This is a genomic window from Fervidobacterium islandicum (assembly GCF_000767275.3).
Lineage (GTDB): Bacteria > Thermotogota > Thermotogae > Thermotogales > Fervidobacteriaceae > Fervidobacterium > Fervidobacterium islandicum.
The window spans coordinates 370614-395059 of the sequence record NZ_CP014334.2; the positions used below are offsets into that span (position 1 = coordinate 370614).

At 42.4% G+C, this 24446-nt stretch carries 20 protein-coding genes, 1 pseudogene and 1 riboswitch; of the genes and pseudogenes, 10 read left to right on the forward strand and 11 right to left on the reverse strand.

The features are described 5' to 3' along the window. Nucleotides 1–5 precede the first annotated feature (5 nt). From NA23_RS01740 to NA23_RS01760, 5 genes are all read right to left on the reverse strand, one after another. The gene (locus NA23_RS01740; protein ID WP_033191341.1) at nt 6–254 is read right to left on the reverse strand and encodes a hypothetical protein; all 249 of its coding nucleotides are present in this window, start codon (nt 252–254) and stop codon (nt 6–8) included. Beyond that, nucleotides 241–1650, reverse strand: a complete 1410-nt coding sequence (hydG, locus tag NA23_RS01745; RefSeq protein WP_033191340.1) for a [FeFe] hydrogenase H-cluster radical SAM maturase HydG — start codon at nt 1648–1650, stop codon at nt 241–243. The genes NA23_RS01740 and hydG overlap by 14 nt, the downstream gene beginning before the upstream one ends. 41 nt (nt 1651–1691) lie before the next feature. Further along, the gene (locus tag NA23_RS01750; RefSeq protein ID WP_033191339.1) at nt 1692–1937 is read right to left on the reverse strand and encodes a TM1266 family iron-only hydrogenase system putative regulator; all 246 of its coding nucleotides are present in this window, start codon (nt 1935–1937) and stop codon (nt 1692–1694) included. Between the two features lie 421 nt (nt 1938–2358). After that, nucleotides 2359–4125 (reverse strand): NADH-dependent [FeFe] hydrogenase, group A6, encoded by a 1767-nt coding sequence (locus NA23_RS01755; RefSeq protein ID WP_033191338.1) that lies wholly within the window; start codon nt 4123–4125, stop codon nt 2359–2361. 237 nt (nt 4126–4362) lie between these two features. Next, nucleotides 4363–5082: a hypothetical protein gene (locus tag NA23_RS01760; protein ID WP_052107097.1), complete on the reverse strand. Its 720-nt coding sequence runs from the start codon at nt 5080–5082 to the stop codon at nt 4363–4365. A 246-nt stretch (nt 5083–5328) separates the two neighbouring features. On the opposite strand from NA23_RS01760, the gene NA23_RS01765 reads away from it, so the two are divergent. The 7 genes from NA23_RS01765 to NA23_RS01795 all read left to right on the forward strand — a co-directional run bounded on the left by NA23_RS01765 (nt 5329) and on the right by NA23_RS01795 (nt 12768). After that, entirely contained in the window at nt 5329–6183 is an 855-nt protein-coding gene (locus tag NA23_RS01765; protein ID WP_084384009.1) for an HAD-IIA family hydrolase, read from the forward strand. Nucleotides 6184–6221: 38 nt separating this feature from the next. Further along, nucleotides 6222–6845, forward strand: coding sequence for a sigma-70 family RNA polymerase sigma factor (locus NA23_RS01770; protein WP_033191337.1), 624 nt, complete (start codon nt 6222–6224; stop codon nt 6843–6845). Between the two features lie 34 nt (nt 6846–6879). Next, a complete protein-coding gene (locus NA23_RS01775) occupies nt 6880–7365 on the forward strand; it encodes a YqeG family HAD IIIA-type phosphatase (protein ID WP_033191336.1) in 486 nt (161 codons plus the stop codon). Nucleotides 7366–7369: 4 nt separating this feature from the next. Continuing rightward, nucleotides 7370–8389: a Gfo/Idh/MocA family protein gene (locus NA23_RS01780; RefSeq protein ID WP_033191335.1), complete on the forward strand. Its 1020-nt coding sequence runs from the start codon at nt 7370–7372 to the stop codon at nt 8387–8389. Between the two features lie 272 nt (nt 8390–8661). Then, a complete protein-coding gene (iscB, locus tag NA23_RS01785) occupies nt 8662–9984 on the forward strand; it encodes an RNA-guided endonuclease IscB (RefSeq protein ID WP_033191334.1) in 1323 nt (440 codons plus the stop codon). Between the two features lie 42 nt (nt 9985–10026). Next, nucleotides 10027–10251: a DUF4258 domain-containing protein gene (locus NA23_RS01790; RefSeq protein ID WP_033191333.1), complete on the forward strand. Its 225-nt coding sequence runs from the start codon at nt 10027–10029 to the stop codon at nt 10249–10251. A 24-nt stretch (nt 10252–10275) separates the two neighbouring features. Further along, nucleotides 10276–12768, forward strand: a complete 2493-nt coding sequence (locus NA23_RS01795) for a beta-alanine-activating enzyme beta-propeller domain-containing protein (RefSeq protein ID WP_084384010.1) — start codon at nt 10276–10278, stop codon at nt 12766–12768. Between the two features lie 44 nt (nt 12769–12812). Here the strand turns inward: NA23_RS01795 and NA23_RS01800 are convergent, their stop codons facing one another. The 5 genes from NA23_RS01800 to NA23_RS01820 are packed head-to-tail and all read right to left on the reverse strand — an operon-like array spanning nt 12813 to nt 18744. Further along, nucleotides 12813–13790: a redoxin domain-containing protein gene (locus NA23_RS01800; RefSeq protein ID WP_033191332.1), complete on the reverse strand. Its 978-nt coding sequence runs from the start codon at nt 13788–13790 to the stop codon at nt 12813–12815. After that, entirely contained in the window at nt 13787–14626 is an 840-nt protein-coding gene (locus NA23_RS01805; protein ID WP_033191331.1) for a thiamine pyrophosphate-dependent enzyme, read from the reverse strand. Before NA23_RS01805 ends, NA23_RS01800 begins: the two co-directional genes overlap by 4 nt. A gap of 1 nt (nt 14627) precedes the next feature. Continuing rightward, on the reverse strand, nt 14628–16310 hold the full coding sequence (locus NA23_RS01810; protein WP_033191330.1) for a 2-oxoacid:acceptor oxidoreductase subunit alpha: 1683 nt from the start codon (nt 16308–16310) through the stop codon (nt 14628–14630). 2 nt (nt 16311–16312) lie between these two features. After that, complete coding sequence (locus tag NA23_RS01815) at nt 16313–16894, reverse strand: 2-oxoacid:acceptor oxidoreductase family protein (RefSeq protein ID WP_033191329.1); 582 nt, start codon at nt 16892–16894, stop codon at nt 16313–16315. Continuing rightward, complete coding sequence (locus tag NA23_RS01820; RefSeq protein WP_033191328.1) at nt 16891–18744, reverse strand: thiamine pyrophosphate-dependent enzyme; 1854 nt, start codon at nt 18742–18744, stop codon at nt 16891–16893. The genes NA23_RS01815 and NA23_RS01820 overlap by 4 nt, the downstream gene beginning before the upstream one ends. A 231-nt stretch (nt 18745–18975) precedes the next feature. After that, nucleotides 18976–19154, forward strand: a riboswitch (cobalamin riboswitch). Nucleotides 19155–19215: 61 nt separating this feature from the next. Between NA23_RS01820 and NA23_RS01825 the strand changes: the two genes are divergently transcribed. The 3 genes from NA23_RS01825 to NA23_RS01835 are packed head-to-tail and all read left to right on the forward strand — an operon-like array spanning nt 19216 to nt 21936. After that, entirely contained in the window at nt 19216–20271 is a 1056-nt protein-coding gene (locus NA23_RS01825; protein WP_033191327.1) for an ATP-grasp domain-containing protein, read from the forward strand. Then, complete coding sequence (locus tag NA23_RS01830; RefSeq protein WP_033191326.1) at nt 20255–21103, forward strand: succinate--CoA ligase subunit alpha; 849 nt, start codon at nt 20255–20257, stop codon at nt 21101–21103. Before NA23_RS01825 ends, NA23_RS01830 begins: the two co-directional genes overlap by 17 nt. After that, entirely contained in the window at nt 21091–21936 is an 846-nt protein-coding gene (locus tag NA23_RS01835; protein WP_033191325.1) for a YitT family protein, read from the forward strand. Before NA23_RS01830 ends, NA23_RS01835 begins: the two co-directional genes overlap by 13 nt. Nucleotides 21937–22170: 234 nt before the next feature. On the opposite strand, the pseudogene NA23_RS01840 reads toward NA23_RS01835, so the two are convergent. After that, nucleotides 22171–24018: pseudogene (locus NA23_RS01840) on the reverse strand (ABC transporter substrate-binding protein). Between the last annotated feature and the right edge of the window lie 428 nt (nt 24019–24446).

The window sequence follows — 24446 nt, forward strand, 5'->3', positions numbered from 1 at the left end:
AACAATCACCTCGATGACTTTATCCTGAGAACTGCTTCAGCAACTAAACTCCGTTCCTCGGTTGATAGGTTTTTTTCACAAAAAGCTACGTACTTTTCGTCTTCGTAGACGATAAAACTTTCCCCGTATGTTTCTTCACCTGCTCTTGCGATGCAGGACAACCTTCGACCTATTTTTTCGCATACCCAGAGTTTCGCACCAATTTGCTGGGCGTAAGGAGTGAGTATTTGGCTGAGTCTTTCAAAATCTGACATCTCTCTCACCGCTATCGATGCGCTCTAAGTATTTTTCAACCAAGTCCCTATTATTGACCCTTTCGAGTTCTTTCTGGATCAGCTCGTAACCGAGCTTTTTGGTTTCCTCGGAAGCGTAGTCGTTCAGGTATTCTCTTAGTGTGAAAAGTGCGTTTGGTGTACAGAACCTCTTGACAAAGCCTGGGATGGCGAACTCCATGAAATGTTCCCCAGTTCTTCCCATCCTGTAACAGGCCGTGCAGAAGGAAGGTATGTATCCTTCCTTGAGCAGGTCTTGTATTACCTCCTCAAGTGACCTGTTATCGCCGAGTATGAACTGGCTCTTTCTCACTTTCTCTGGGTCATCCTGTGAATATGAACCTATGCCGATGCTCGAACCTCCATCTATTTGTGATACGCCCATCTTGAGTACTTCTTTTCTCAGATCAGCAGGTTCCCGCGCTGTGAGTATCATACCCGTGTAAGGAACAGCAAGCCTTATTATCGCCACCAGCTTTTTGAAGTCTTCATCGCTAACTTTGTGCGGTGGGTTGTAAGAAATCTCGCTTCCTACAGCTGGTTCAATTCTTGGGAACGAGATTGTGTGTGGACCAACACCGAAACGCTCTTCAAGGTGTATCGTATGGTATATCAAGCCCATCACTTCGAATTTCCAGTTGAACAGTCCGAAGAGTGCACCGATACCGACATCATCGATACCTGCAAGCATCGCGCGGTCAAGTCCGTAGAGTCTCCAAGCGTAATTCGATTTCGGACCTCGTGGGTGTAATTTTTTGTATGTTGGTTGGTGATAGGTCTCTTGGAAAATCTGGAATGTTCCGATTCCAGCCTCTTTGATGATCCTGTAGCCTTCTACAGTTTGCGGTGCAGCGTTGACATTTACCCTTCTTATTTCACCGTTTCCAACTTTCGTTTCGTATATGATTCGGATAGTTTCTGCAATGAATTCAGGGCTGTAGCGTGGATGTTCGCCGTAAACGACAATAAGTCTTTTGTGTCCCTTTGATACCAAAGCCTTAACTTCGTTTCTTAGTTCTTCAAATGTTAGCGTCTTTCTGTAGACCTCTCTGTTCGAAGTTCTAAATCCGCAGTAAACGCAGTCGTTTATACAATCATTGCCGATGTACAGTGGAGCGAAGAGCACAATTCTGTTGCCGTAGATACGCTCTTTAAGCGTGCGTGCAGCGTGGAAAATTTCTTCAAGCAGTTCTGGATCTTCAACGTTGAGTAAAGTTGCGACCTCTTCTGGTTCAAGTCTGTTCTTGTTCAGCGACTTGTCGAGTATTTCCAAAACTTTCTTCCTGTCAGGATTCTTTGTCTTCTCGAGTAGTTCCCAAATCTCTTCCTCAGGAATAAATGTCTTTTCAGTATCGATTTCTTTTGTAAAAACGTACATACTTCCCACCTCCGACATATCTGTAACAACCTTAGATTTTTCTAGTTAACAGCTACACTTTTGACCTTCACGCCTTTTATATTCCCCAACTTCCCTGTGAATGCTCCCATCGTATCGTTGTTTGTCTTCACTATGAGAAAGACGATTGCGATATTTTCATCCGGAACAGGGTATCCGACCCTGAGCTTGATAATATCTGCGTACTGGTGCAAAAGTTCGTTTACTTTTGAGTAGGCATTTTCTCTGTCGTGTACAATGATGTCAACGGTATAGTACCTTTCCTCCACAATTGTTCACCTCCAAGTGATTTGACAACGGTGAGATAAACAAAAATCCCTCTTTCCTTTGAACCAAGGAAAGAGGGATAATCAGCCACCAAGAAAATGATGCGATGCGTAAGAAATGCGCTAATTCATTTAAGACAGTACGTACAACCTTTACTTCCTATCCCTCTTTCCTTGGTGTCAGAGCGCTTTGCTCCTTCACCTCAGAAAGCTTACCAAAATACTTAGCGAAAATATTCACATGTCATATTTATTATACCACGGAAGTTTATACGAATGCAAGTGAGAATTTTATAATGTTAGTTGAATTTTGTACAATATTAGGAAATGTATGCTAAATTTGTGTGTTTTTTCACTTTTTCGGTGCATTTAAATAAAAAGCCGATGTGCTTTGGAGCACACCGGCTTTTGCAAATTGACTTTCTTAGTTTACCTTTTCAGTTTCCTTTTGTTTTTGTGCTTTTCTAACAGCCTTTGACCTATCTGTGTAATGCGTATGGAGCAAGTGGTGTGCGATGTGGCTGTTTGGTTTTTCGAGGAACTCTTCGTACAGCTTTATGATATCCGGGTTTTCGTGAGACCTTCTCAACACGCTTAGCTCGTCGATCGTGTAGATTGCCTGTGCGCGCTTCTTGAGGATGTCTGGATCAAGGCTCTTGGGCTGACCGCCGCCACCGATACAACCACCGAGACAGGCCATTATTTCAACGAAGTCGTAGTACCTCTTACCTTCCTTCATTTCTCTAAGCAGTCTCTTCACGTTCGCCATACCGTGGGCAACAGCAACCTTTATTTTCTTACCTTTGATATCAATTTCAGCCTCTCTCACACCGTCAAGACCACGTACGCTGTCGAAGACAAGTTTTGGCAATTTTTCTCCGGTCAGAACTTCGTAAGCGGTTCTGAGGGCTGCTTCCATAACACCACCGGTAACACCAAACAGCGCACCCGCACCAGTTGATGTACCAAGTGGGTTGTCGTACTGTTCTTCGGGCAAGTTGACAAATGGAATGCCTTTGAGTTTGATGAGTTTTCCAAGTTCTCTTGTTGTGATTACGTAATCTGTTACTTTGATTCCGTCTACAAGTTGCTGAGGTCTGGTGATTTCGTCCTTCTTAGCTGTACACGGCATGATAGAGACCATTACGATATCTTCTGGCTTAACTCCAATTTTCTGTGCGAAGTACGTCTTGACAACGGAGCTCATCATCTGCTGTGGAGATTTCGCCGTTGAGAGGTGTTCTCTAAGTTCTGGCCATTCTTTTTCCATTTCATTTACCCAACCTGGACAGCAGCTTGTAAACATGGGGAATTTTCCACCGTTTTGGAGTCTATGAATGAGTTCGTAGCCTTCCTCCATTATGGTAAGGTCTGCTGCAAAGTTCGTATCGAAGACGTAATCAAATCCAAGCCTTCTTATTGCCGCCACCATCTTTCCTGTGCTTATTGTCCCAGGCTCCATTCCAAATTCCTCACCTATTGCAACTCTAACGGATGGAGCTGTTTGTGCAACGTATACTTTACCAGGTTCTTTACTGTTAAGCATTTTCCAAACTTTCTTCCAATCTGGTGCTTCGTAAATTGCACCTACTGGACACAGATTAGCACACTGACCGCAGCTGATACAATCCGTCTCATAAAGCGGGATACCGAATTCGGTTTCAGGAAGAGATTCATATCCACGTTCAATCATCGAGTAGATATTCATGCCCTGTATCTCACTACAGACTCTAACGCATCTTTGACATTTAATACATTTCGAAAGGTCCCTGTGAACAGATGGACTGCTCATATCGATTTCTTTATCTAGAGCAACATTTACACCAAATATTGGTTGCACATCGTACATGTGAACAAGCTTTTGCAATTCACAGCGACCATCTGCTTCACAGTACATACATTCGTGAGGATGGTTGGACATTATCAAAGAGAGGTTGAACCTTACGGCGCTTTCTACTCTTTCTGTGTTTGTCTTTATCTTCATCCCATCTGCGACTTTTGTTGTACACGCAGGTTGGAGTGTTCTTGCTCCTTCGATCTCAACAACACAGATTCTGCACGCACCAATTGGTTCGAGTTCTGGATGGTGACAAAGCGTTGGAATTTTGAAACCTAAGTCAGCTGCCGCTTCGAGGACTGTTTTGTTTTCTGGAACTTGATAAGGCTTGTCGTTGATATAGATAGTTACCATCGGCCACCCACCTCCGTATAATGATAGCAGAAAATAAGTCTAATTGTATTCTACCACATAAATAAAAAATTCACAAGTTACAAATGCTTTGATTTTACACAAAAATCAAAGATATGTGTTCTTTTACGGCTAATTTTGGTTTTCACAAACATTTTTAGCTCTATGCTTAATTTCATAAAGTACTTTTTTCACAAACCAGAGCAGATAACTCGCCGTTTTCAAAATCTTGTTGAAAAGCTAAGATATAAGATAATAGTCTGTGGTTATAAAAGGTATTGATATTTGTTGTTCCGGACTTGTGTAGTACAGGGCGTTAAAGTAGTTGTACAACAAGTCGTTCAGTGAATAGACTTGAACAAATCGTAAGGGGCTGTCGGCACCGTGAATGATGAACCTGTAACCTAATCCGATACCTGAATATCTATCGTAGTACCAAATACCGCCAACTCTCGCAGTGACGTAAAGTGATTTTTGCCTTGCCTCGTTCAGTACAGTCTCCCAATCTTCAGGTTTTTCTTGTGATGTCCAAACGTTAACCAAAACACCACTTTCGATTAGTGTAAATAATTCCAAGTTCTTCGTTAGAAGGAAGCCAGCACTGACAAAACCGCGGCTGATAACACCTGCAACCCAGCTGTTCTGAGAAGGTAGAATAACAGCTCCTGAAATCGCTTGGAGGTGAGGTCTAAAAATCAAAGGTCCGAACACTGTGTTGTTATGAATATACGTTGAGTTGAGTATAATGTACAACTGCACTTCTTCTGGAACGTTTTGCTGTGCGTATACCTTACTGACAAAGAATGGATCGATAAAAAATGTATCACTGTTAAAAATTGTGTAGTCTGTGGCGTAGTTTCTTATTCTAAAGTTGAACAAACCAAGGATATCCAATATCGGCTGGGTTGAAACTTCCATGTTCCCTGTTGAAAAGCCGATCGATGTGAACTCGACGAACAAGCCTTCTTTGTGTTAAGGAATGATACTTAAGACAAAATGACTTTCTTCAGCGTATAATACGGAAAAGAGAGACATGAATATTAGCAACCCAAAAACAAAGAACTTCATAATACCACATTCTCAAGCGGGATAGCTGGGACTTGCAATAATTATACCACCTTTTCCTATGTTTTCCAAAAACCGTTCAAAGGTATGGTATAATTATGAAAATAGACGATATTGAAAAAATGTGGGAGGTAAACAAAGATGGAGACATTAGAGAACAGCAGAGAGATGCTGAAATTTCAGGAAATCAAAGAAAAAGGAAAGGAAAACATCAAGAATTGTAAGCTTTTCATATTGGACATCGATGGGACTTTTTACTTGAGCGGAAGACTTTTCGACGGTTCAAAGAAATTTGTAGAGGCACTTGAAAAGCTTGGTAAAAAGCTTGTTTTCCTCACAAACAACTCTAATAGAACTATAGATAGTTACATCGATGAATTTTCAAAAATGGGAATAAAACTTACAAGAGACCAGATAGTTACCGCAGGTGTTGCTACCGCAGAGTATCTGTACGAAGAATTCGGCCCGAAGAAAGTATACATTGTTGGAACAGAGGATATAAAGTACGAATTTTCAAGACTCGGTCATTCGGTTGTTGAGGAAGATCCAGAGGTGGTCGTGGTAACTTTCGATAAGACTCTGACTTACGAAAAGGTCAAAAAGGCCACTCAGTTTATTTCGAAAGGTGCACTTTTTGTTGTCACCAACCCAGACCTCAATTGTCCATCCTCCGAAGGTCCTCTTCCAGATGCAGGTGCAATCGCGTCCCTCATTAGAAAAGCTTCAGGAGCTTATCCCAACATAATTTTTGGCAAACCAGAACCAAAGCTACTTGAGATGGTAATAAGGCACAACAACGTGAGCAAAGAAGAGACCTGTATGGTTGGTGATAGATTGTACACGGATATACTTGCAGGCATACAAGCAGGCACTTGGACGGTGTTGGTGCTAACTGGAGAAGCCACCGTGGAACAGGTTCAAAAAAGCCCGATAAAACCACATCTGATAGCAAGAGATATAGGAGTCCTTGCCGATATACTACTTGGGGAGATATAAGATAAAAACAAAATCAACTGCACTGGTAGGTATCGTAAATGATAAAGTATGCACTTAGGAGTAAGCCGACTGAGAAGTTAGTTGAACTTGCACAAAGCGGTCTAACGGAAGCAATGGACCTTATCATAGAGAAATTTTACCCAATGGTCGTGAGGATAGCCTCACAGTTCTACGCTCCATGGGCAGAGTTTGACGATATCGTGCAAAACGGTCTAATTGGATTGATAAAGGCTATATTCTATTATGAACCTGGGAAGAGTTCGTTTACAACATTCGCTTGGAGGAGTATCGAATCAGAAGTAAAGACATTCATAACTTACCAAAACCGAAAGAAGAACAAGATGCTCTCGGAATCGACAAGCATGGACTCCATTTTTGATGACGTTGATGATGAACAGATAGATTACTTTGTAGCAGATACGGCACCGACTACTAACGTTGTCAAAAACGCTATCTTGAGTATAGTGCACGAGGAGATTTTAGAGTCGCTGAAAGATGATGAAATAAAGATTTTCGAACTCTGGCTCGACGGTCACAGCTACAAAGAAATAGAAGAGCAGGTTGGTGTCAACTTCAAGAAGGTCGATAATACCGTTCAGAAGGTAAAAAGAATTATCCGTAGTAGGCTCAGTATGTCTATTTTACCTTTCTTGGAAGGATAGGTTGAATTCATCACAGGAAAAGGAGCGATGCTGTTTGGGACGCTTCAGTAGGGTTCGAAGAGCGAAATCTGTCTTTGATATAGATTTCAAAAAGTTGCTTGATGAAGGTAAAAGAATTTTTCTTTTTGATTTTGACAACACTATAAATACGTGGAAATCGGCGCACGTACCTGAAGAAGTAGTCAGCATATTTGAGTTTCTCAAATCAAATGGAGCGGAAGTTTACATTATTTCGAACGGTTCAAAAAGGCTTCTTGATTACGATGTACCGGTGATATGGCGCTCGCTTAAACCTATCGGACTTAAGGTAAGATTGAAACTCAAGGAAAAGCTAAAAAGGAAACACGAAGTAATCGTGATAGGTGACCAATTTTTCACAGATGTGCTCTTTGCCAGATTGCTCGGTGTTGACGTTATCAAGGTAGAACCGTTGGATAGATCCCACGAGTTCTTCGGTACAAAGGTTCTTAGGTTCTTTGAGAAATTATTCCATCGTGCAGGGCACGGTGAAAAGGGGTGAGCGTATGCATAGAGTAAGACTCGGCATCGTGGGGTGTGGAATTGCGGCACGTGAGTTACACTTTCCTGCACTCGTTCAACTTACAGACAAGTTCGAAATCACAGCGGTCACAAGTAGAAGAAGAGAAAGGGCAGAAGATTTTGCAAGCATGGTTAAAGACGCTCTCGGATACGAGCCTGCGGTTTTCGATTCGTACGAAGAACTACTCGAGTCAGGAAGCGTAGATGCTGTTGACCTAACACTTCCCATTGAGCTCAACGTTCCTTTTATATTTAAGGCCGTTGAAAAGGGTGTGCATGTGATTTGCGAGAAGCCGATATCCACGGATATTGAGAATGGTAAGAAGGTTGTTGAACTATCAACTAACACCGACAAGGTGATATACATTGCAGAGAACTACAGGCACGATTTCAGGTTCAACAAGATAAGAGCGTTCATCGATGAAAATACCATAGGTCGACCTATCTTTGTCGCTTGGCATCTTTGGATCGGTATGGATAAGTCGAACAAGTACGTGCAAACCGAATGGCGGCAAAGGCCGAAACACATAGGTGGATTTTTGTCAGATGGTGGTGTTCACCACATAGCTGCACTAAGGGTCATCTTCGGAGATATAGCATGGGTGAGTGGTGTGACAAAAAGGGTCTCTGATTACCTCGGAGATGATGATACGTTATCTACTGTTTTCGAGTTCAACAGCGGTGTGGTAGGTAACTACACAGTTTCCTATGCCGTTAGCGGTAAGCAATATTTCGAGATTGTAGGAACAGACGGAAGAATCTATCTTGACGAAGAAAGAATCACAGTCCGTGGGCAAAGAGAAGAGACGATAAATATACCAAACCAAAACACATTCAAGAACGAGTTCGAAGATTTCTACAGGGTAGTTAAACATGGCGAACCAAACATTTTAGGTCACCCTGTTGATGCTTTAAAAGACCTTTCATTCTTTGAAGCGGCAATTAAATCGAAAGATACGAGAATAGAAATTGAAGACCTGTTAAGGTCAACTACCCCCGACTGAAGTCGAGGGCTTGTAAAAGCCCTGGTTGACCAGCCTAAGCACCGGACCCAAAGGACAAGGGGACGAAGGTGCTACGTTGGTAGTAGGCTCAAGACCCACTCCGGGATGCTTCTCCAGTCCCGGACACTGGAAGTGCTGGTTGCAGACAACCTTTGGGGTGTGGGCGAAACGGACCAGCACACGTGCCGGCTACCAACATTGGCGAAGAGAGTGCTAAAGTGAGTCCGCTTTAGCACGTCACAAGGCCCGTAAGGGCATTTTCATGGAGTGAGATGTATGGTGTTTGTGTTGGACAAAAACAAAAAGCCTCTGATGCCCTGTTCAGAAAAGCGCGCAAGACAGTTAGTCGTGGCAGGGCAGTAGTCCACAAAATGCATCCGTTCACTATACGTCTAAAAGACAGAACAGTACAGCAAAGTCAGTTGCAACCATTAAGGCTAAAACTTGACCCTGGCGCAAAAACTACAGGAGTAGCAGTTTTGCGAGAAGACGGCGACGTAGCAGAAACAGTTTTTCTTTGCGAGATACACCACAAAACAGACATAAAGCAAAAACTTGATGCCAGATGTGCTGTTCGTCGAAGCAGAAGAAACAGAAAGACTAGATATCGAAAGCCTAGGTTTCTAAATCGCAGACGGCCTGAAGGGTGGCTGCCACCATCGCTCAAAGCAAGAGTAGACCAGCTTATAAATGCGGTAAGGAAACTGACAAAGCTGTTGCCAATAAGTGCAATATCCATCGAAGATGCAAAGTTTGATACTCAAAAGTTGCAAAATCCAGAGACTTCTGGCATCGAGTATCAACGAGGTACGCTTTTTGGCTACGAGGTAAGGGAATATCTTTTGGAAAAGTGGGGACGAAAGTGTGCGTACTGTGGTAGAAGCGATGTGCCACTGGAAATCGACCACATCGTACCAAGGTCAAGAGGTGGAACAGATAGAGTATCAAACCTAACACTTGCTTGCCGTGAGTGTAACCAAAAGAAGGGCAACAAAACAGCTGCTGAGTTTGGATACCCACATATTGAAGAGCGGGCAAGACAAACATACAAGCAAGCAGCATTCATGAACTCGATACGCTCATATCTGAGCAAATCATTAAGCAGTTTTGGAATACCAGTTGAATACGGAACAGGAGCGCTAACAAAGGCAAATCGCATTCGTCTGGGGTTTCCAAAAGAGCACTACTTTGATGCTTGCTGTGTTGGTGAGAGCACGTCAAGTGAGATACGTATAACACAAAGCTATGTGCAAATCTGGCGTGCAGTTGGTCGTGGTACAAGGCAGATGTGCAATACTGATAAGTTCGGTTTTCCACGTGGGCATAGGCAAAGATGCAAGAAACACTTTGGTTTTCAAACTGGAGATATAGTTAAAGCTATTGTGCCACGAGGAAAGTATACTGGCATATGGATAGGTGCAGTAGCAGTGAGAGGAAGTGGATTTTTCGACATTAAGGATACGAATGGCAAAAGGATATGTGAGGGAATAAGATATAAGTACTGCAAGCTGATTCAAATAGCTGACGGCTGGCAATATAGCAAGAGGAAAGCAAACTATTCCAAGTCTCACACAACTGAAGTCGCGTGCCTCTAAGTCGGAGGTGAAATTTTCACGGACCAGTTCTACATCTCACTCTTGGATAAGTACGTACTATTAACACCACATGTGTACGAAAGGATGATTGAAAGGGGAATAACCATCGAGGAATTGATAGAAATGCTCGAATCGAAAGATTCACAAGCGATAATGCAAAGGAATTTCAGAATTAAGATAACAAACGGCAGAATTGCGGCAATTCTTCAACTTTCCAGCGGTGTTTTGTACGTTATAACGGTGTTTAAGGAAGGTAGGAAGGGTTAGTATTCCGATTGCGAGGTGGTAAATATGAAGAAGGTCACCATCTCGGTGTTTGTATTAATAGTGGTATTTATTCTATCTTCGTGTGTCCTGTTTCAAGATACCATTCCTCCGAGTGTTAATCTAACACTTAGTTATACTGTTGCCAAGCCAAACGTCAAAGTATCTGCGACCGTTGAGTTTTCCGACAACGATGTTGTAGACAGAATAGAACTCTATTCTGGTAGTAGCCTTATACAAGTAAGAACAGTTGGTAAAAAGTCCGGAACAGAAGTCTTTGAACTTCCGGAAATCCCCATTGAAGAAGGGATTATTAAAGATGTTAGCGTTGTAGCTAAAGTTTACGACAAAGTTGGCAATGTAAAACTGTCCAATCAAGCGACGTTGACACTTGATTTCCGAAAGCCAGTAATAACGATTAAAAATGAGTACGTAGGATACTTTGTGGATGTGGAGGTCCAGAAAGGTCCAAAACTTATTAAAATAGAGATCTATTGCAATAATGGAAAAATTGAAGAGATAGAAACACAGATATCTGAAGGAGTTGTAAGAATTCCAGTTTCTATACCTGACAACAGCACGGAGATTCTTGTGAAAGCGGAAAGTGAGTTCGGCATCTTTGGACAAGCAACTAAGACGATAATTGTTGATAAAGTAGCACCGCAGGTGAGTATTCCAACTGTGATAAGTGCACCTTACGTTAGTGGCACGATTACAATAGATATCACTGCATCTGATGATAACTTGGACAAAGTAGAGTACTACCTCAACAGTTCGAAAATTGGAGAGAAGAAGTCTGGACCGTTTTCTATCAGTATCGATACAGCAAAGTATCCAGATGGAGCATATACTTTTAAAGCTAAAGCGTACGATAAAGCAGGTAATTCAAGCGAAGCGTCTATATCTTTCATGATAGATAACAACCCACCGAGTGTATCGATAAAATCACTGACATCCGAAGCGTACATTTCGGGAACGAAAAATATAGAGGTCTCTGCGGAGGACGGAAACGGTATAAAAAAGGTGGAGCTATATTTGAATAACAACAAAGTTGGTGAAGCTACCTCGTCACCCTACATTTTCAATCTAAACACTTCCGGCTATTCGAATGGACAGTACACTTTAAAAGCGGTTGCATACGATATTTTCGACAAACGCAGTGAAACAAGTATTCAGATATATATTGATAACACACCACCTACTGTTAGTATCGTTTCACCTTCAAGTGGTGAAGTTGTTGTTGGGATAGTTGAAGTTCGTGTCAATGCATCGGATAACTACGGACTTAGCAAATTGGAGTTGTATTTAGACTATTCAAAAGTTGGTGAAAAAACAACTGAGCCGTACTTGTTGACAATCGACACCAGGAGTTACATTTCCGGTACCTCAACTTTGAAGGCAATAGCTTATGATTTGGCAGGAAATAAAAAAGAAGCAAGTATCAATATAACTATTCAAAAACCTCTACCGGGGGATATTATTTGGAAGTTTAAAACAGGTGGAAGTATAGCGAGCTGTCCTGCAATTGATACAAGCTGGAGCAGAAAGGCAATTTACTTTGGCAGTGACGATGGGTATTTGTATGCACTATCGTTCGATGGACAGATGAAGTGGAGGTATAAAACAAACGACTGGGTACACATTTCACCTGTTGTTGATACGGATGGGACAATTTACGTGGGAAGTGATGATGGGTATCTTTATGCTGTCAAACCAGACGGTACTCTCAAATGGAAAACACCTGTTGGGGATTGGGTGAGATCTTCTCCTGCTTTGTACTACTCAACTCTTTATGTTGCAAACAGAGGTGGAGAAATTTATGCTATACGCACATACGATGGAACGAAAAAATGGCGAGTTCAAATCGGCTCTTCAATATACTCTTCACCCGCTGTAGGAAAGGATGGAACGATTTACATAGGTAGTGGTAATGGAAAACTGTATGCTATTGACGATTGGGATGGAGAGACATTGTGGGAATTTAAAACCAACGGCTCTATTCAATCCTCCCCAGCAATCGACAACTATGGAACAGTATATATAGGCAGTGATGATGGCTGTGTTTATGCAGTAAGACCAAATGGTACGCTGAAATGGCAGGTTCAAACTGGTCACGGGGTGCGTTCTTCACCTGTGATTGGTTCTGACGGAACGGTTTATGTAGGTAGTGACGATGGCTATCTTTATGCGATTAATAGTGATGGAATTATAAAATGGACATTCAAAACCAACGGCTATATACGAACCGCTCCTGTGGTTGGTTCGGATGGGACGATATATGTTGCAAGTAACGACGGATACGTATATGCGGTTTCCTCCAGCGGAAAAGAAAAGTGGAGAAGGTCTATTGGTTACGTTCCCTCTTCAGCAACACTAGACGATGATGGGACTCTTTACATTGGAGCAAATGATGGATACCTATACTGGATTCAAACAAATTCTACATCAGGTCTGGCACGCAGCGATTGGCCGAAGTTTAAGAGAGATTTAAGAAATACAGGATACGTCTGGAGTTACTAAAAAAATGCCGCCCAAATGGGCGGCTTGCTTGCAAAGTTTTGGAGTTAAATATACTTTGCAATTTCTTCAACCGGCTTGCGGATTCTCTCGCTAAATTCCGCTGCTAAGTGTTTTTCATTCAACATATCAATATTTCCCCAATAACCAACAGCAATGAGGGTTATAACCACTCCTTTGATCTCGAATAGCTCTTTGACCTTGATGGGGTCGTAACCGGCAACCGGGTGTGCAATCAGACCCATTTGGGTTGCTTGAGCCAAAAGCAATCCAACGGCTGTGCCTGTATCAAATAACGCGTAGTTTCTCCTATCGCTCAACTGACAGCCAAGTTCATCATCTGTGTAAACTATTATCATAACAGGTGCGTGTTTCATCCAGTAGTTACCTTCTGAGAGTGTGGAGTGCAACTTCTCGAGATTTTCTTTCGTTCTTACAACAAGAAATCGCCAAGGTTGTTTGTTCATGCAAGAAGGTGCAAGGTGAGCAGCTTTTATGAGCGTTTCTATCTTTTCATCTTCGACAGGATCTGGTCTTACACCTCTGAGCGCCCTTCTGAGTAGTATGTTATCATTAAGCGCCTGATCTTCTTGAATCATTCTTTTGTACTCTTGCAAAACTTCCTCGGCATGGCCATTCACGTTGACTTTAATCCATTCTTTTCTGATTCTTCCCCAAGGGTCGACTATGAATGTGGATCTTATAAGCTTGCCGTCCTTTACAACTCCGAATTGCTCTGCTACTGCTTTGTCCGGATCTGACAGCAATTTTACCTTTAGACCTTTCTTCGATTTAAAGCTGGCGATAGCTTTGCAGTCATCAGGTGAGATACCTACAACATTGCCGTTGAATTCATCGATTAACTTTGTGAAGTCTAAACCTTCCAATGTGCACCCGGGAGTATTTGCCTTTGGATAGAAATACACCACTGTGTACCTTCCCAAAAGGTTCTTCCAAGAAAAATCGTTTCCGTCCTCATCTTTCAGAACGAATTGGGGAATGAGTCTGAAACGTGATTGAATCATACCTCCAACCCCCTCAATGCAACAGGTGTTTTATCGTTTTCGTATGGAGCAAGTTGCTCTTCGTACACAGGTTTGTTCGGGTTTACGTATATAACCCCCAGTGCGAGCTTAGAATTATCTGTTGCAATCTTAAACGCAGCTTGCCTATCGGTTGGATCATAACTGTCCGGTAGCAGATATGTGTTTTCTCTGTACCACTGGTAAGTGTTCACTTTGTTGAACGTCACGCACGGTTGGAGTATATCGATGAGTGCGTAACCTTTGTGCTTAATTGCCATCTTGATGAGTTCAACTGTCAGTTGGAAATTTCCCGAAAAGCTTCGGGCAACAAAAGAAGCATCGAGTGCAACGGCAACAGCAATGGGATTGAATGGATCAACCATTACTCCATCGAACTGGAGTGTTGTTACTTGGCCGCGAGCGGTCGTTGGTGAGGCCTGTCCTTTTGTTAATCCGTATATTTGGTTATCGTGGACGATATTTGTTATATCCGGATTCTTCCTTATTGTATGTATAAAATGATTACCACCTTCACCGTACGTACATCCATCTCCACTTTCTGCGATGACAACAAGGTTTGGATTGACCATCTTGATAGCAACAGCTGCCGGCAGTGATCTTCCATGTAAGCCGTTGAACATGTTGGCTTTAACATACTGCGGCATCTTTGCAGCTTGACCTATACCTGAAACCAGAACAACTTGGGTTGGATCAAGCTGAAGCTGTGCAAGTGCTGTTTTCAATTCGTTGATTATTCCAAAATTCCCGCAACCTGGACACCATGCGATATCTGCATCCGGTATATCGTATATCTTTGGATCAAACGCACTACTCATATTACTCAACCTCCTTGGAAATCGCTTCAACAACTTGCTCGACAGAGAATGGGAATCCGTCGTATTTCAAGATTCTTCTGCGCGTATCTACACCGTCGAACGTTAGTTTTATCAAGTTAGCAAACTGACCTATTGCGTTTTGTTCAAGGAATATAATCTTCTCTGCTTTTTTAAAGTAATTCTCCGCAATTGGAGGTACCGGATAGACTTGAGAAAAGTGGAGCATTGCGACGTCTTTTTTTCCGAGCCGTTCGAGAGCTTCTCTTACAATCAGTTGAGTAGAACCCCACGTGACGATTAAGTATTTGTAATCTTCACTTCCGAAAAGTTTCGGTGGCACAGCGTCCTGGAGTATTTTCTCCATCTTCTTCAAACGTTTTTCCACCATTTTCCTTCTTACCTCAGCACTTTCTGTTATGTGTCCATATTCGTCATGTTCATCACTATCAACTCTCACCAATCCCTTTCCGTATCCTGGAATTCCACGCGGTGATATGCCATCATCGGTTAATGCGTATCGCTTGTAATTTTCGTCTGTTTTAATTATGTACCGTTCTATCTTCGCTTGCGGCATTTCGTCTACATTGTAGAAGGAATCGAGGAAGTACTGGTCTGTGAGTACGAAGACTGGGACTTGGTATTTATCAGCCATGTTGAACGCTCTTGCACCAAGTTCATACGCCTCGCACAAATTCCCAGGTGCATAGATAATCCTCGGGAAATCACCATGCCCAGCGTACAGCACTAAGTTCAAATCACCTTGTTCTGTTCTTGTTGGCAGCCCGGTTGCTGGTCCAGGTCTTTGGCCGAGGTGAACAACGATGGGTGTTTCGATCATACCTGACAAGCTAATAGCTTCTGTCATTAATGCGAATCCTCCACCGGATGTCGAAACCATCGCCCTTGCTCCAGCGTACCAAGCGGCTATTGCCATGTTTGCTGCGGCAATCTCGTCCTCTGCTTGGTCCACAAGAATCCCATGTTGTCGTGAAAGCCTCGAGAGTTCCGTAAAGACCGTTGTTGCAGGCGACATTGGATAGGATGATATGAAATTGCAGCCGCCAGCTATTGCACCTTTTGCAACAGCTTCGGAGCCGTTTAAAAGATATTGCTTTTTGACTTCCTCGGAAGGGGTGATTTCGAACTTTAGGCCAAATGACTTCCCTATTTCATATCCTTTGAGTGCCGCGTTGATGTTCGCCTTAACGACCTCTTCTGATTTCTTTAAAAAATAAGCCCTTATGTTGTTCACCAGTGCATTCTCATCGGCGTTTATAATCCCTGCGAGAACACCTATCGCTACAGAGTTTTCGTATATCTTGTTCCCAAAACTCTCAGCGATTTCCTCAAGCATCAGACCTATCGAGTTCTTTTCCTTCTCTACATACCTCTTTTCACCAAGAATGAGCGTTTCATCTGTGATACGGCTTCTTAACCTCTCTATGGCGTTGTCGTTTAGCGGTACGAGAATGTCTATTCTATCGACGTAGGCTTTCACTGGTTGGGAAGAGATACGTATCTCGGTTGAGTTGTTACCTCCTCGAACTCGTGACATGTACTCTTTTGTTGCAAACACATGAAATCCAGAATCTTTTGCAACTCTTGTCAGAATATGCTCAACCGCTTGAATACCTTGCCCTGCGGCACCACTCAATACAATCGAAATCTCGCTTTTCTTTTCCATAACTATCTCGCCTCCAAAATACTCTCAAAAATTTCTTTGTTTGCACTATAGACGCGTTCACTCATTAGATCCTCCATTGCCATCAAATAGTGTTTTGGTTCTACACCGGGAACTAAGTTATTTTTCGCAACAACACCGAGTAATGCGATGTTCTGCATTCTTGAATCGGGAAGAGCGTATTTGACTTTGAAAACTGATATATTCCTCTGCCTTGCTGTGCTTTCGATTTCTTCCTCTTTTATCTCTGGTTCTTTACCAAGCCTCACTGGTAGTGGTTGCCAGGATGTGTTGTAATAGACAAGTATTCCATTATCTTTCAGATAGTTCAGAGCACGAGCGGCTTCGTGTCTTTCAAGTGCGAGTGCTAAATTCACATCGCCCGGTAGAACGAGCGGAGAATTTACATCGCCAATCTTAATATGCGACGAAACAACGCCTCCTCTTTGTGCTAAACCATGCGTGTCAACACCGATACACCTTTGACCACTGTAATCTATCGCACGGATAAGTATCTCGCTCAACAATCCGATACCTTGACCACCGACACCGATTAAAAAGATATTGAACGCAGTGAATTTCGTCATTTTGCACCACCACCTGTTTCAATCTTTTCAAATTCCAAAGCGCCTGATGGACAGACAACCATACAAGAACCATCACCGATGCATAGGTCTTCGTGAACAAAGATGCTTCCATCATCGGCTCTTTGGAACGAAGGACATGCGAATTTCGTGATACAAACACCAGCTAGTGTGCATCTGTTCGTTACCTTCATCTGCGGTACTTTTATAATGCCTTTTCTCCGCCTTTCCCTTGTGAATTTCAACATACATGGATGCTTGGCTATTACCACGTTGAATTCCGGTGTTTCGAGCGCAGTCTTTAGGATTTCTTCGAGTTTATCTTGCTGGTACGTGTCAACTTCCCAGATGTGTTTAACCCCTATGGCTTCAAGTATCTGCCTTATTTTAATAGCTTTTCCAGGATGGTCTTGATGGCCTGTCATCGCCGTTGTTCCGTTCTCCATCACAACGAGTGTAAAGTTGTGTTTGTTAAAGACAGCGTTGATAATTCCAGGCAATCCGGCGTGGAAGAACGTTGAATCACCAAGGAATGCCACAACTTTCCTATCTTTATTGAACATACTCAAACCGGAAGCAGTACCGGTTGAATGCCCCATGGACAGCAGGATTTGACCAACCTTGTACGGCTCCAAAAATCCCAGCGTATGACAACCTATATCCGCCACAGAAATATCCTTCTCCCTTAAAAGTTTCGATAAAACGTAAAAGACCGGCCTGTGACCGCAGCCTGGACAAAGCTGAGGTGGGCGGTTGACAACACGAACGAACTTTACTGGCTTTTCAACTTTCCTTACCAGCTCAGGTGAGAATTTGGACATAACAGAGTAAACCTTCTCAGGCGTGTATTCACCTATCCAGTCCTCAATATCGGTTTTCCCAACTATCTCGACGTCAATTCTTTCCTCATAGGCGATGGCTTTCACCTTTTCTTCTATAAAATTATCGAGTTCTTCAAGGATTTTCACTACCTTGTGCTTTCTGAGAAATTCCGAAATCGCTTTTCTGGGGAGTGGGTAAACCATTCCCAGCCTTAATATATCAACCTTCTTTGCGCTTTCACCAAGAACATCCAGTAACGAAAGATAAGGAAGCCCAGCGGTTATGATACCAACGTCGCTCCCATTACCTTGCAAGAAAGCGTAATTTTCAGATATCTCCTGCCACCTTAGGAGTTTCTCAAGTGCCCTTCTTTTCATTACAGGTACGTTCTGCGCTATTGGGATGTAAGGTCCGTTGGCGTTTGGATCGAAGAGAGGTTCACCAGTTGGGGATGGTTCGTAAACTCCAAAACTGACCTTCTGTTTAAAGTGTGCGGTGTGGGTTGTCAAGCGAAGAACAACGGGAGAACGCAGCTTTCTTGAGTATTCCACAGCCTTTTTGAACATCTCATAGACTTCCTGCGCATCCTTCGGTTCGAAGATAGGTGTGTATGAGAGCCTTGCGTAGTGCCTGTTGTCCTGTTCGTTTTGTGAACTGTTCGCTCCTGGATCATCGCCGGTTACAATTACCATCCCGCCGGGAATTTCCATCATACTGAGCTGGACAAACGAATCCGCAACAACGTTCATTCCTACACTTTTAAAGAACACGCACGATGTATATCCATTCACCGCCGCTCCAAATGCCAATTCGAGTGCTACTTTCTCGTTTGTTGAAAATTCAAAGTAAAGAGGATTTTTGTCTTTAGGTATAGAATTGATCGCTTCCGCTATTTCTGGCGTGGGAGAGCCAGGATACGAGGTGACCACTTTAACACCACTTTCAAGCATTGCCCGAACAATTGCAGAATTACCAATAACTATCTCGGAAAATGGACCTCGTTGTATCAAAACCTCCCCTAAGCTCTTCATTCGCCCACCTCCTAAAGTAAATTAGGTTTAACTTATTATATCATAAAAGAGTAGACTTTGTACAGATATGAATTTTACACGAAATTTTTCAGAAATCGAAAGTTAGCAAAAAGGTGTATAATGAAGAAAAAAGGTGAAAGGTATATCTAATTAACCATGCAGATAACTTTGGACGATTTTTTCTTTCTTGAAACAGAGTGTGTTTTCAATTATGATATAGTTGAAAAATGAATATCCCCTACCCTTAAAGGTGCGTAAGCTTAAAAGGGAACTCCGGTGAAAATCCGGGACGGTCGGGCCACCGTGAGTGTGGACGAAACCTGCAATATGCCACTGGCTGCAAAGCTGGGAAGGCGCAGGGAGTAGGATGATACACGAGTCGGGAGACCTGCCTTTAAGGGATGGGCACCCCAAAAACCGCAGATTTTTGGGGGAATTTTTCTTTGAATTTTTAAAGGGGAGGTTGATGAGATGAAGGTGCACGAGTATTTGGCAAAACGGGTTCTGAAAGCGGAAGGCGTCAGGATACCAAGCGGTGTTTTGATAACAAGGGAAGATATCTTAGAAAACTTGAGTGGCTTTTCTGAAAGACTTTCCCTGCTTGGATTTCCACAGGTTTTGAAAGCGCAGGTACTCGTCGGTGGGCGCATGAAAGCTGGTGGAGTTAAAATCGTCAAAAACTTAGAAGAGTCTTTCGAAGAAATTGTCAAAATCTCCCAGATGGAAATCAAAGGGGAAAGACCTTATGGGGTTCTCGTGGAAGAATTTATCCCGCACGAAAAAGAAATGTACCTTTCTATTTCAATCGATAGGAACATCAGAGATATCGTTATCGTTTTTGCACCGGAAGGCGGGATAGATGTAGAAGAATATTCGCAAAAGTATCCAGATAGGATTATAAAAAGCAACAATCCAGAGGATTTCCCTGCGGAGTTAAGAAAGCTGATTCTCAAGTTGAAAGATGTATTCGTAAGATACGATTTAACGCTTCTTGAGATTAATCCGTTCGTTGTAAAGGATGGTGAATTTATAGCGCTTGATGCCGTATTCCACGTAGACGATAGTGCTCTGTTCAGACAGCTATGGTTAGATGAAGAGATGCCGGAAAGTTCGTTTGTCAAATTACACGAAGGTGGTGTTGGTGTTATCGGTTGCGGTGCTGGGATTGTAATGGCGACACTTGATGCCCTCGTTGAGCATGGATTTAGACCAGCGAATTTCTGTGACATAGGTGGTGGAGCAACTGCTGAGAGTGTTTACAACGCTTTGAATAAAGTTAAGGAAATTACGAATTGTGCCGTTCTTAACATATTCGGTGGAATTACTGATTGTGTTGAAATAGCCAAGGGAATTATAAATTTTAAGAAGCAAAATCCTGATTTTACTTTACTTATCAGGCTTTCCGGTAACAACGAATTGCTCGCAAGGAAAATGCTTGAAGGATATAACATCCCAACTGTGAGCGATATGAAAGAACTCATCGAGAGTTTAAGAAAAGGTGGGATGGTCCATGTTCTCAGCAAATGACAGAGTTTGTGTGTACGGTGGGACTGGAAGGTACGGTAGTTTTCATTTAAAAAAGATGATTGAATACGGCACAAAGGTTAACTGTGTTGTGAGTAAGAATCGGTTAGTAAGAGAAATTGAAAAGGTAAGAGTTTACCAAAGCCTCTCGCAATTTCCTGACCATATTGACACAGCAATATTTTTCGTTCCTGCCCAGTACGTACTTGAAGCTTTCAACGATGCTGTTGAAAACGGGGTGAAAAAGATCGTTGTAATCACCGAACACGTTCCGATTCATGATTCAATAAGGATGGTTAGTATAGCAAAGAGCAAAGGAGTAATTCTTATAGGTCCAAACTGTCCTGGTGTAATTCATCCTAAAGAAAGGTTCAAAGTCGGAATAATGCCAGAAAAGTACTTTGCACCAGGTTCAGTTGCCATCATTTCCCGCAGTGGAACTTTGATGTATGAAACAGCAAAGCACCTTTCCGAAGGTCCAGGTGTCTCAATCGCACTTGGGTTGGGTGGGGATCCCATAGTTGGTACAAATGTTGCCGAAGCGTTCGAAGTGCTGAAATCGATGGGTTACGATAAGGTACTGCTTATTGGAGAAATTGGTGGGGAAGACGAGATAAGGGGTGTTGAACATGCTTTGAAAATAGGTTTTGAACCTAAAAACATAGTGGCATTCTTTGCAGGAAGGCACGCACCGGAAGGTAAGAGAATGGGACATGCGGGTGCGATTATAGAAGGCGACAGGGGTAAGATTTCTTTTAAAGAGAACTATTTGAAAAATCTCGGTGTTCGGGTGGTGAAGTTCCCGTGGGAAGTACTAAACGCTTGGAAGAATTGATTAAAGAGTATTTACTCTCTTCGCTGGGAGTGTTGCTGACAGCTCTTGGACTTGTTATATTCTTGATTCCTCACAACATAGCCGCCGGAGGGGCGTCTGGGCTTGCCATTGTGCTTAACAAATTGTTGCCGCTTTCCGTCGGTATTTGGATGTACATCGTTAATGCTGTGCTTTTTTTAGTTGCATTCTTAATCATCGGATTTGATTTCAGCTTCAAAACTATCTACTGCACGTTCTTGCTAAACTTTCTGATAGATTTATTCGACAGAATTGTTCCAATATACAAATACCACGGTGAGGAAGTAATTCTTGCGGTCTTCTTCGGAGATATTTTGACAGCCATCGGTATGGCGATAGCGTTTTCACAGAACGCATCAACCGGTGGGACCGATATCATCGCCAAAATCCTAAACAAATTCTTTGGTGCTCCATTTGGTCTGTCGATACTTTTCATCGATTTTGCAATAGGCATCTCTGCAGGATTAGTGTACAACATCGATACTGGACTTTATTCTATCTTGGCGATCATAGTTAATGGAACAACGATAGACTTTGTTTTGAAAGGTCTTGAACTTTCGGTAAATGTGTGGATTATCTCAGATAAACATGAAGAAATCAAAAATTTCGTAACGTCAGAACTTGAACGGGGATGCACAGTTTTCGAAGCTAAAGGGGGATACACGAATAAAGAAAGGATAGCTTTGCTTGTTGTTCTTAAGCGAAGAGAACTCCACGAGCTTGTCAACGCTATAAGAAGAATTGATCCAAGGGCCTTTTTCTTGGTGAACGAAGCAAGACAGGTTTACGGTGAAGGTTTTAAAGAGATAATTTAACTACATCCCTTCCCAAGGTTTGGCATTCCTCTTTCTTGGTTTTATACCCCTCGAGAGTCATTCGAGGGGATTTTTTTGTTTTAATGCGCTATGTCCACGACAGGATTTACCTCTGCTTGCTATTCATTCCATTCATGCTTTAGTTTGTGTCTTAAAACCGAAAAGTCCGAATTTTTTATCTTTATGAATCAAAAAAGGGCACCTTTCGGTGCCCCATTTGTTTTGTAACAAGGCTTATTGTTGTTTATACAACGAATAGAAATCGTTTCCAGGTCTCATCGGGTTATAGCTCCAACCTTTTACCCAAGTACGGAATACGTATGTTGCCGTTGGTTGATATAGTGGAACACTGATGCAGTTATCAATTACGAACTTTTGGATTTGTGTGTACAACTTTCCACGCGACTGTGGATCCGTCTGCGTTGCTGCCTCTTTTATGAGTTCATCAAGGCTTTTTCCACCGAGTTCTTTTCTTGGTGTGCTAACAAATTTCTTAAACGCATCACCTTGCCTGTCCGCATAGTCTCCTGAGCTGTGATAGTGCGTGAAAATGAAGTTGTCCGGATCTGGATAATCTGCCTGCCACGCGTTTATCGAAACTGGAATTTCTCCGTTTTGCGTTGCATCAAGGAAGTTGGGCCATTGTAGTGGTTGAACTTCTATCTTAACTTTACCAGGTGCTGCCATTTCCATATACATCTTAATCATTTCCGCTACTCTCTGCCTTGCTGTATTTCCTTCGTTGAAGGCTATGCTGAACTTTATACCTTTCTGCCAAGCTTGACCATTCCAAGCCTTTTGAAGGTATGTTTTTACGTCGTTAAGATTGAATTTGTAAAGCGGCAGCGAAGGATCGTAACCAAGTAAACCTTGTGGGAGTGCCGTTGGCACTCGTTTACCTGAACCTTTCAAGACTTCTTGAATAAGTGCGTCGTAGTTAATAGCTGCTGCAACAGCTTTTCTTGCGTATATGTCGCTAAAGAAGTCAGGTGGTATACCGTTTCCGTCGAACTTTCCACTTCCGATGAACTTGCTATTTGGATTAACAGACCAGTTAAACAAAAGAACTGTCACTGCGAGTGTCGGAAGGTTTCTGAATATTTGGATATCCTTGTTTGATTTCAGCTGGTCTACAAATTCTATAGAAACGTCTATAGTATCGGCATCTCCTTTTTCAAGCATCGCTTTTCTTGTAGACCACTCTGGAATCGCCCAAATTATTACTTTCTTAATCTTTGCAGGCCCTTTCCAGTAGCTTTCGTTTGCAGCAAGTGATATTTTTTGTTGCTTTCTATCCCATTCTGCAAGTTTGTACGGTCCTGTTCCGTTTGCATAGGTATGGAGGGGCGATTCCTCTTTTGCGACGTTTTTTTATTTCCACCATGTGTCCGCTTTACCATTCCATAGTCCGAGTTTGATACACGTTTCTTTGTCAAGTATTGCTGCCCAGTGAGCGCTTTGTGCTATTATGTTGAGAAATGCACTGTACGGTCTTTTGAGTTTAATGACTACGTTATCCCCTTGAACTGCTATCGCTGGATCAACAACTTGCTTGTAGAAATCAATAACCTTTTGCTTGTATTCTGCTTTTGGTTCGCCACTTTTGTCGAATATTTCGTCTACTGACTTACCAACGAACTCTTCAAGTGCTTCATCTCTTGAGTGGACTCCAAATATTGCGTACCACAGCATCCACATTGGACCGCCTTCTGGGTCGTAAAGCAGACCACGTTCGAATGAGTATTCGACATCTTCTGGTGTAAGTGGGTTACCGTTGTGGAATTTGACACCTTTTCTTATCGGGAATACGTATGTCTTGCCACCGTCTTTGATAAGACCGTTCTTAACAGTTGGAACTTCTGTTGCGAGCCTTGGTTCAAACTCGCTGACGCTTTGTCCTTTGTAAGCGATAAGGTTTTCGTACACGTTGAAGAGAACTTCGCTACTTGCTGTGTCGTATGCCAGATGTGGATCAAGTGTGTCTGGCTCACCTATGGTTGCTTGAACAAAAACCGTGGGGTTAAAAGCTGCAAAAAGTAAGTAGCTTAGAGCAAGAACCGGTACCACCAGTAACTTCTTCATCTGACTCCTCCTCTCGTCCAATGTTGTGGTTTTTCTTTGAGTCCATCCTCTCTTGCAGCTCCCCCCAATCAATCAAATATTATATGTAACTACACAAGCGTGGTCAATCGATATATTTTGTTAACTTTAGTCGCATTTTGCTTTCTATTTATAAATTCTCTTTAAGTGCGTGTTTAAGTTTTTGGCATATATATAGTTGAAAAGGTGAATTTTACTAAGGATAAATAACATGTTGTTTTCTGAGTAGAAAGGTATTGACAAACCATGGGACTCTTGTGGTATAATACAAGCAAAGTGTATGGTTGAGAAAAAACGAGAAAAAGTGAGCAAGAGAAAGATAATAGAATTTAAGTGAGGAGATATTTGGATATGGCAAATTACCTGAGATTATTAAATTCTGAAATGCCGAATGTAAATTTCAATATGAA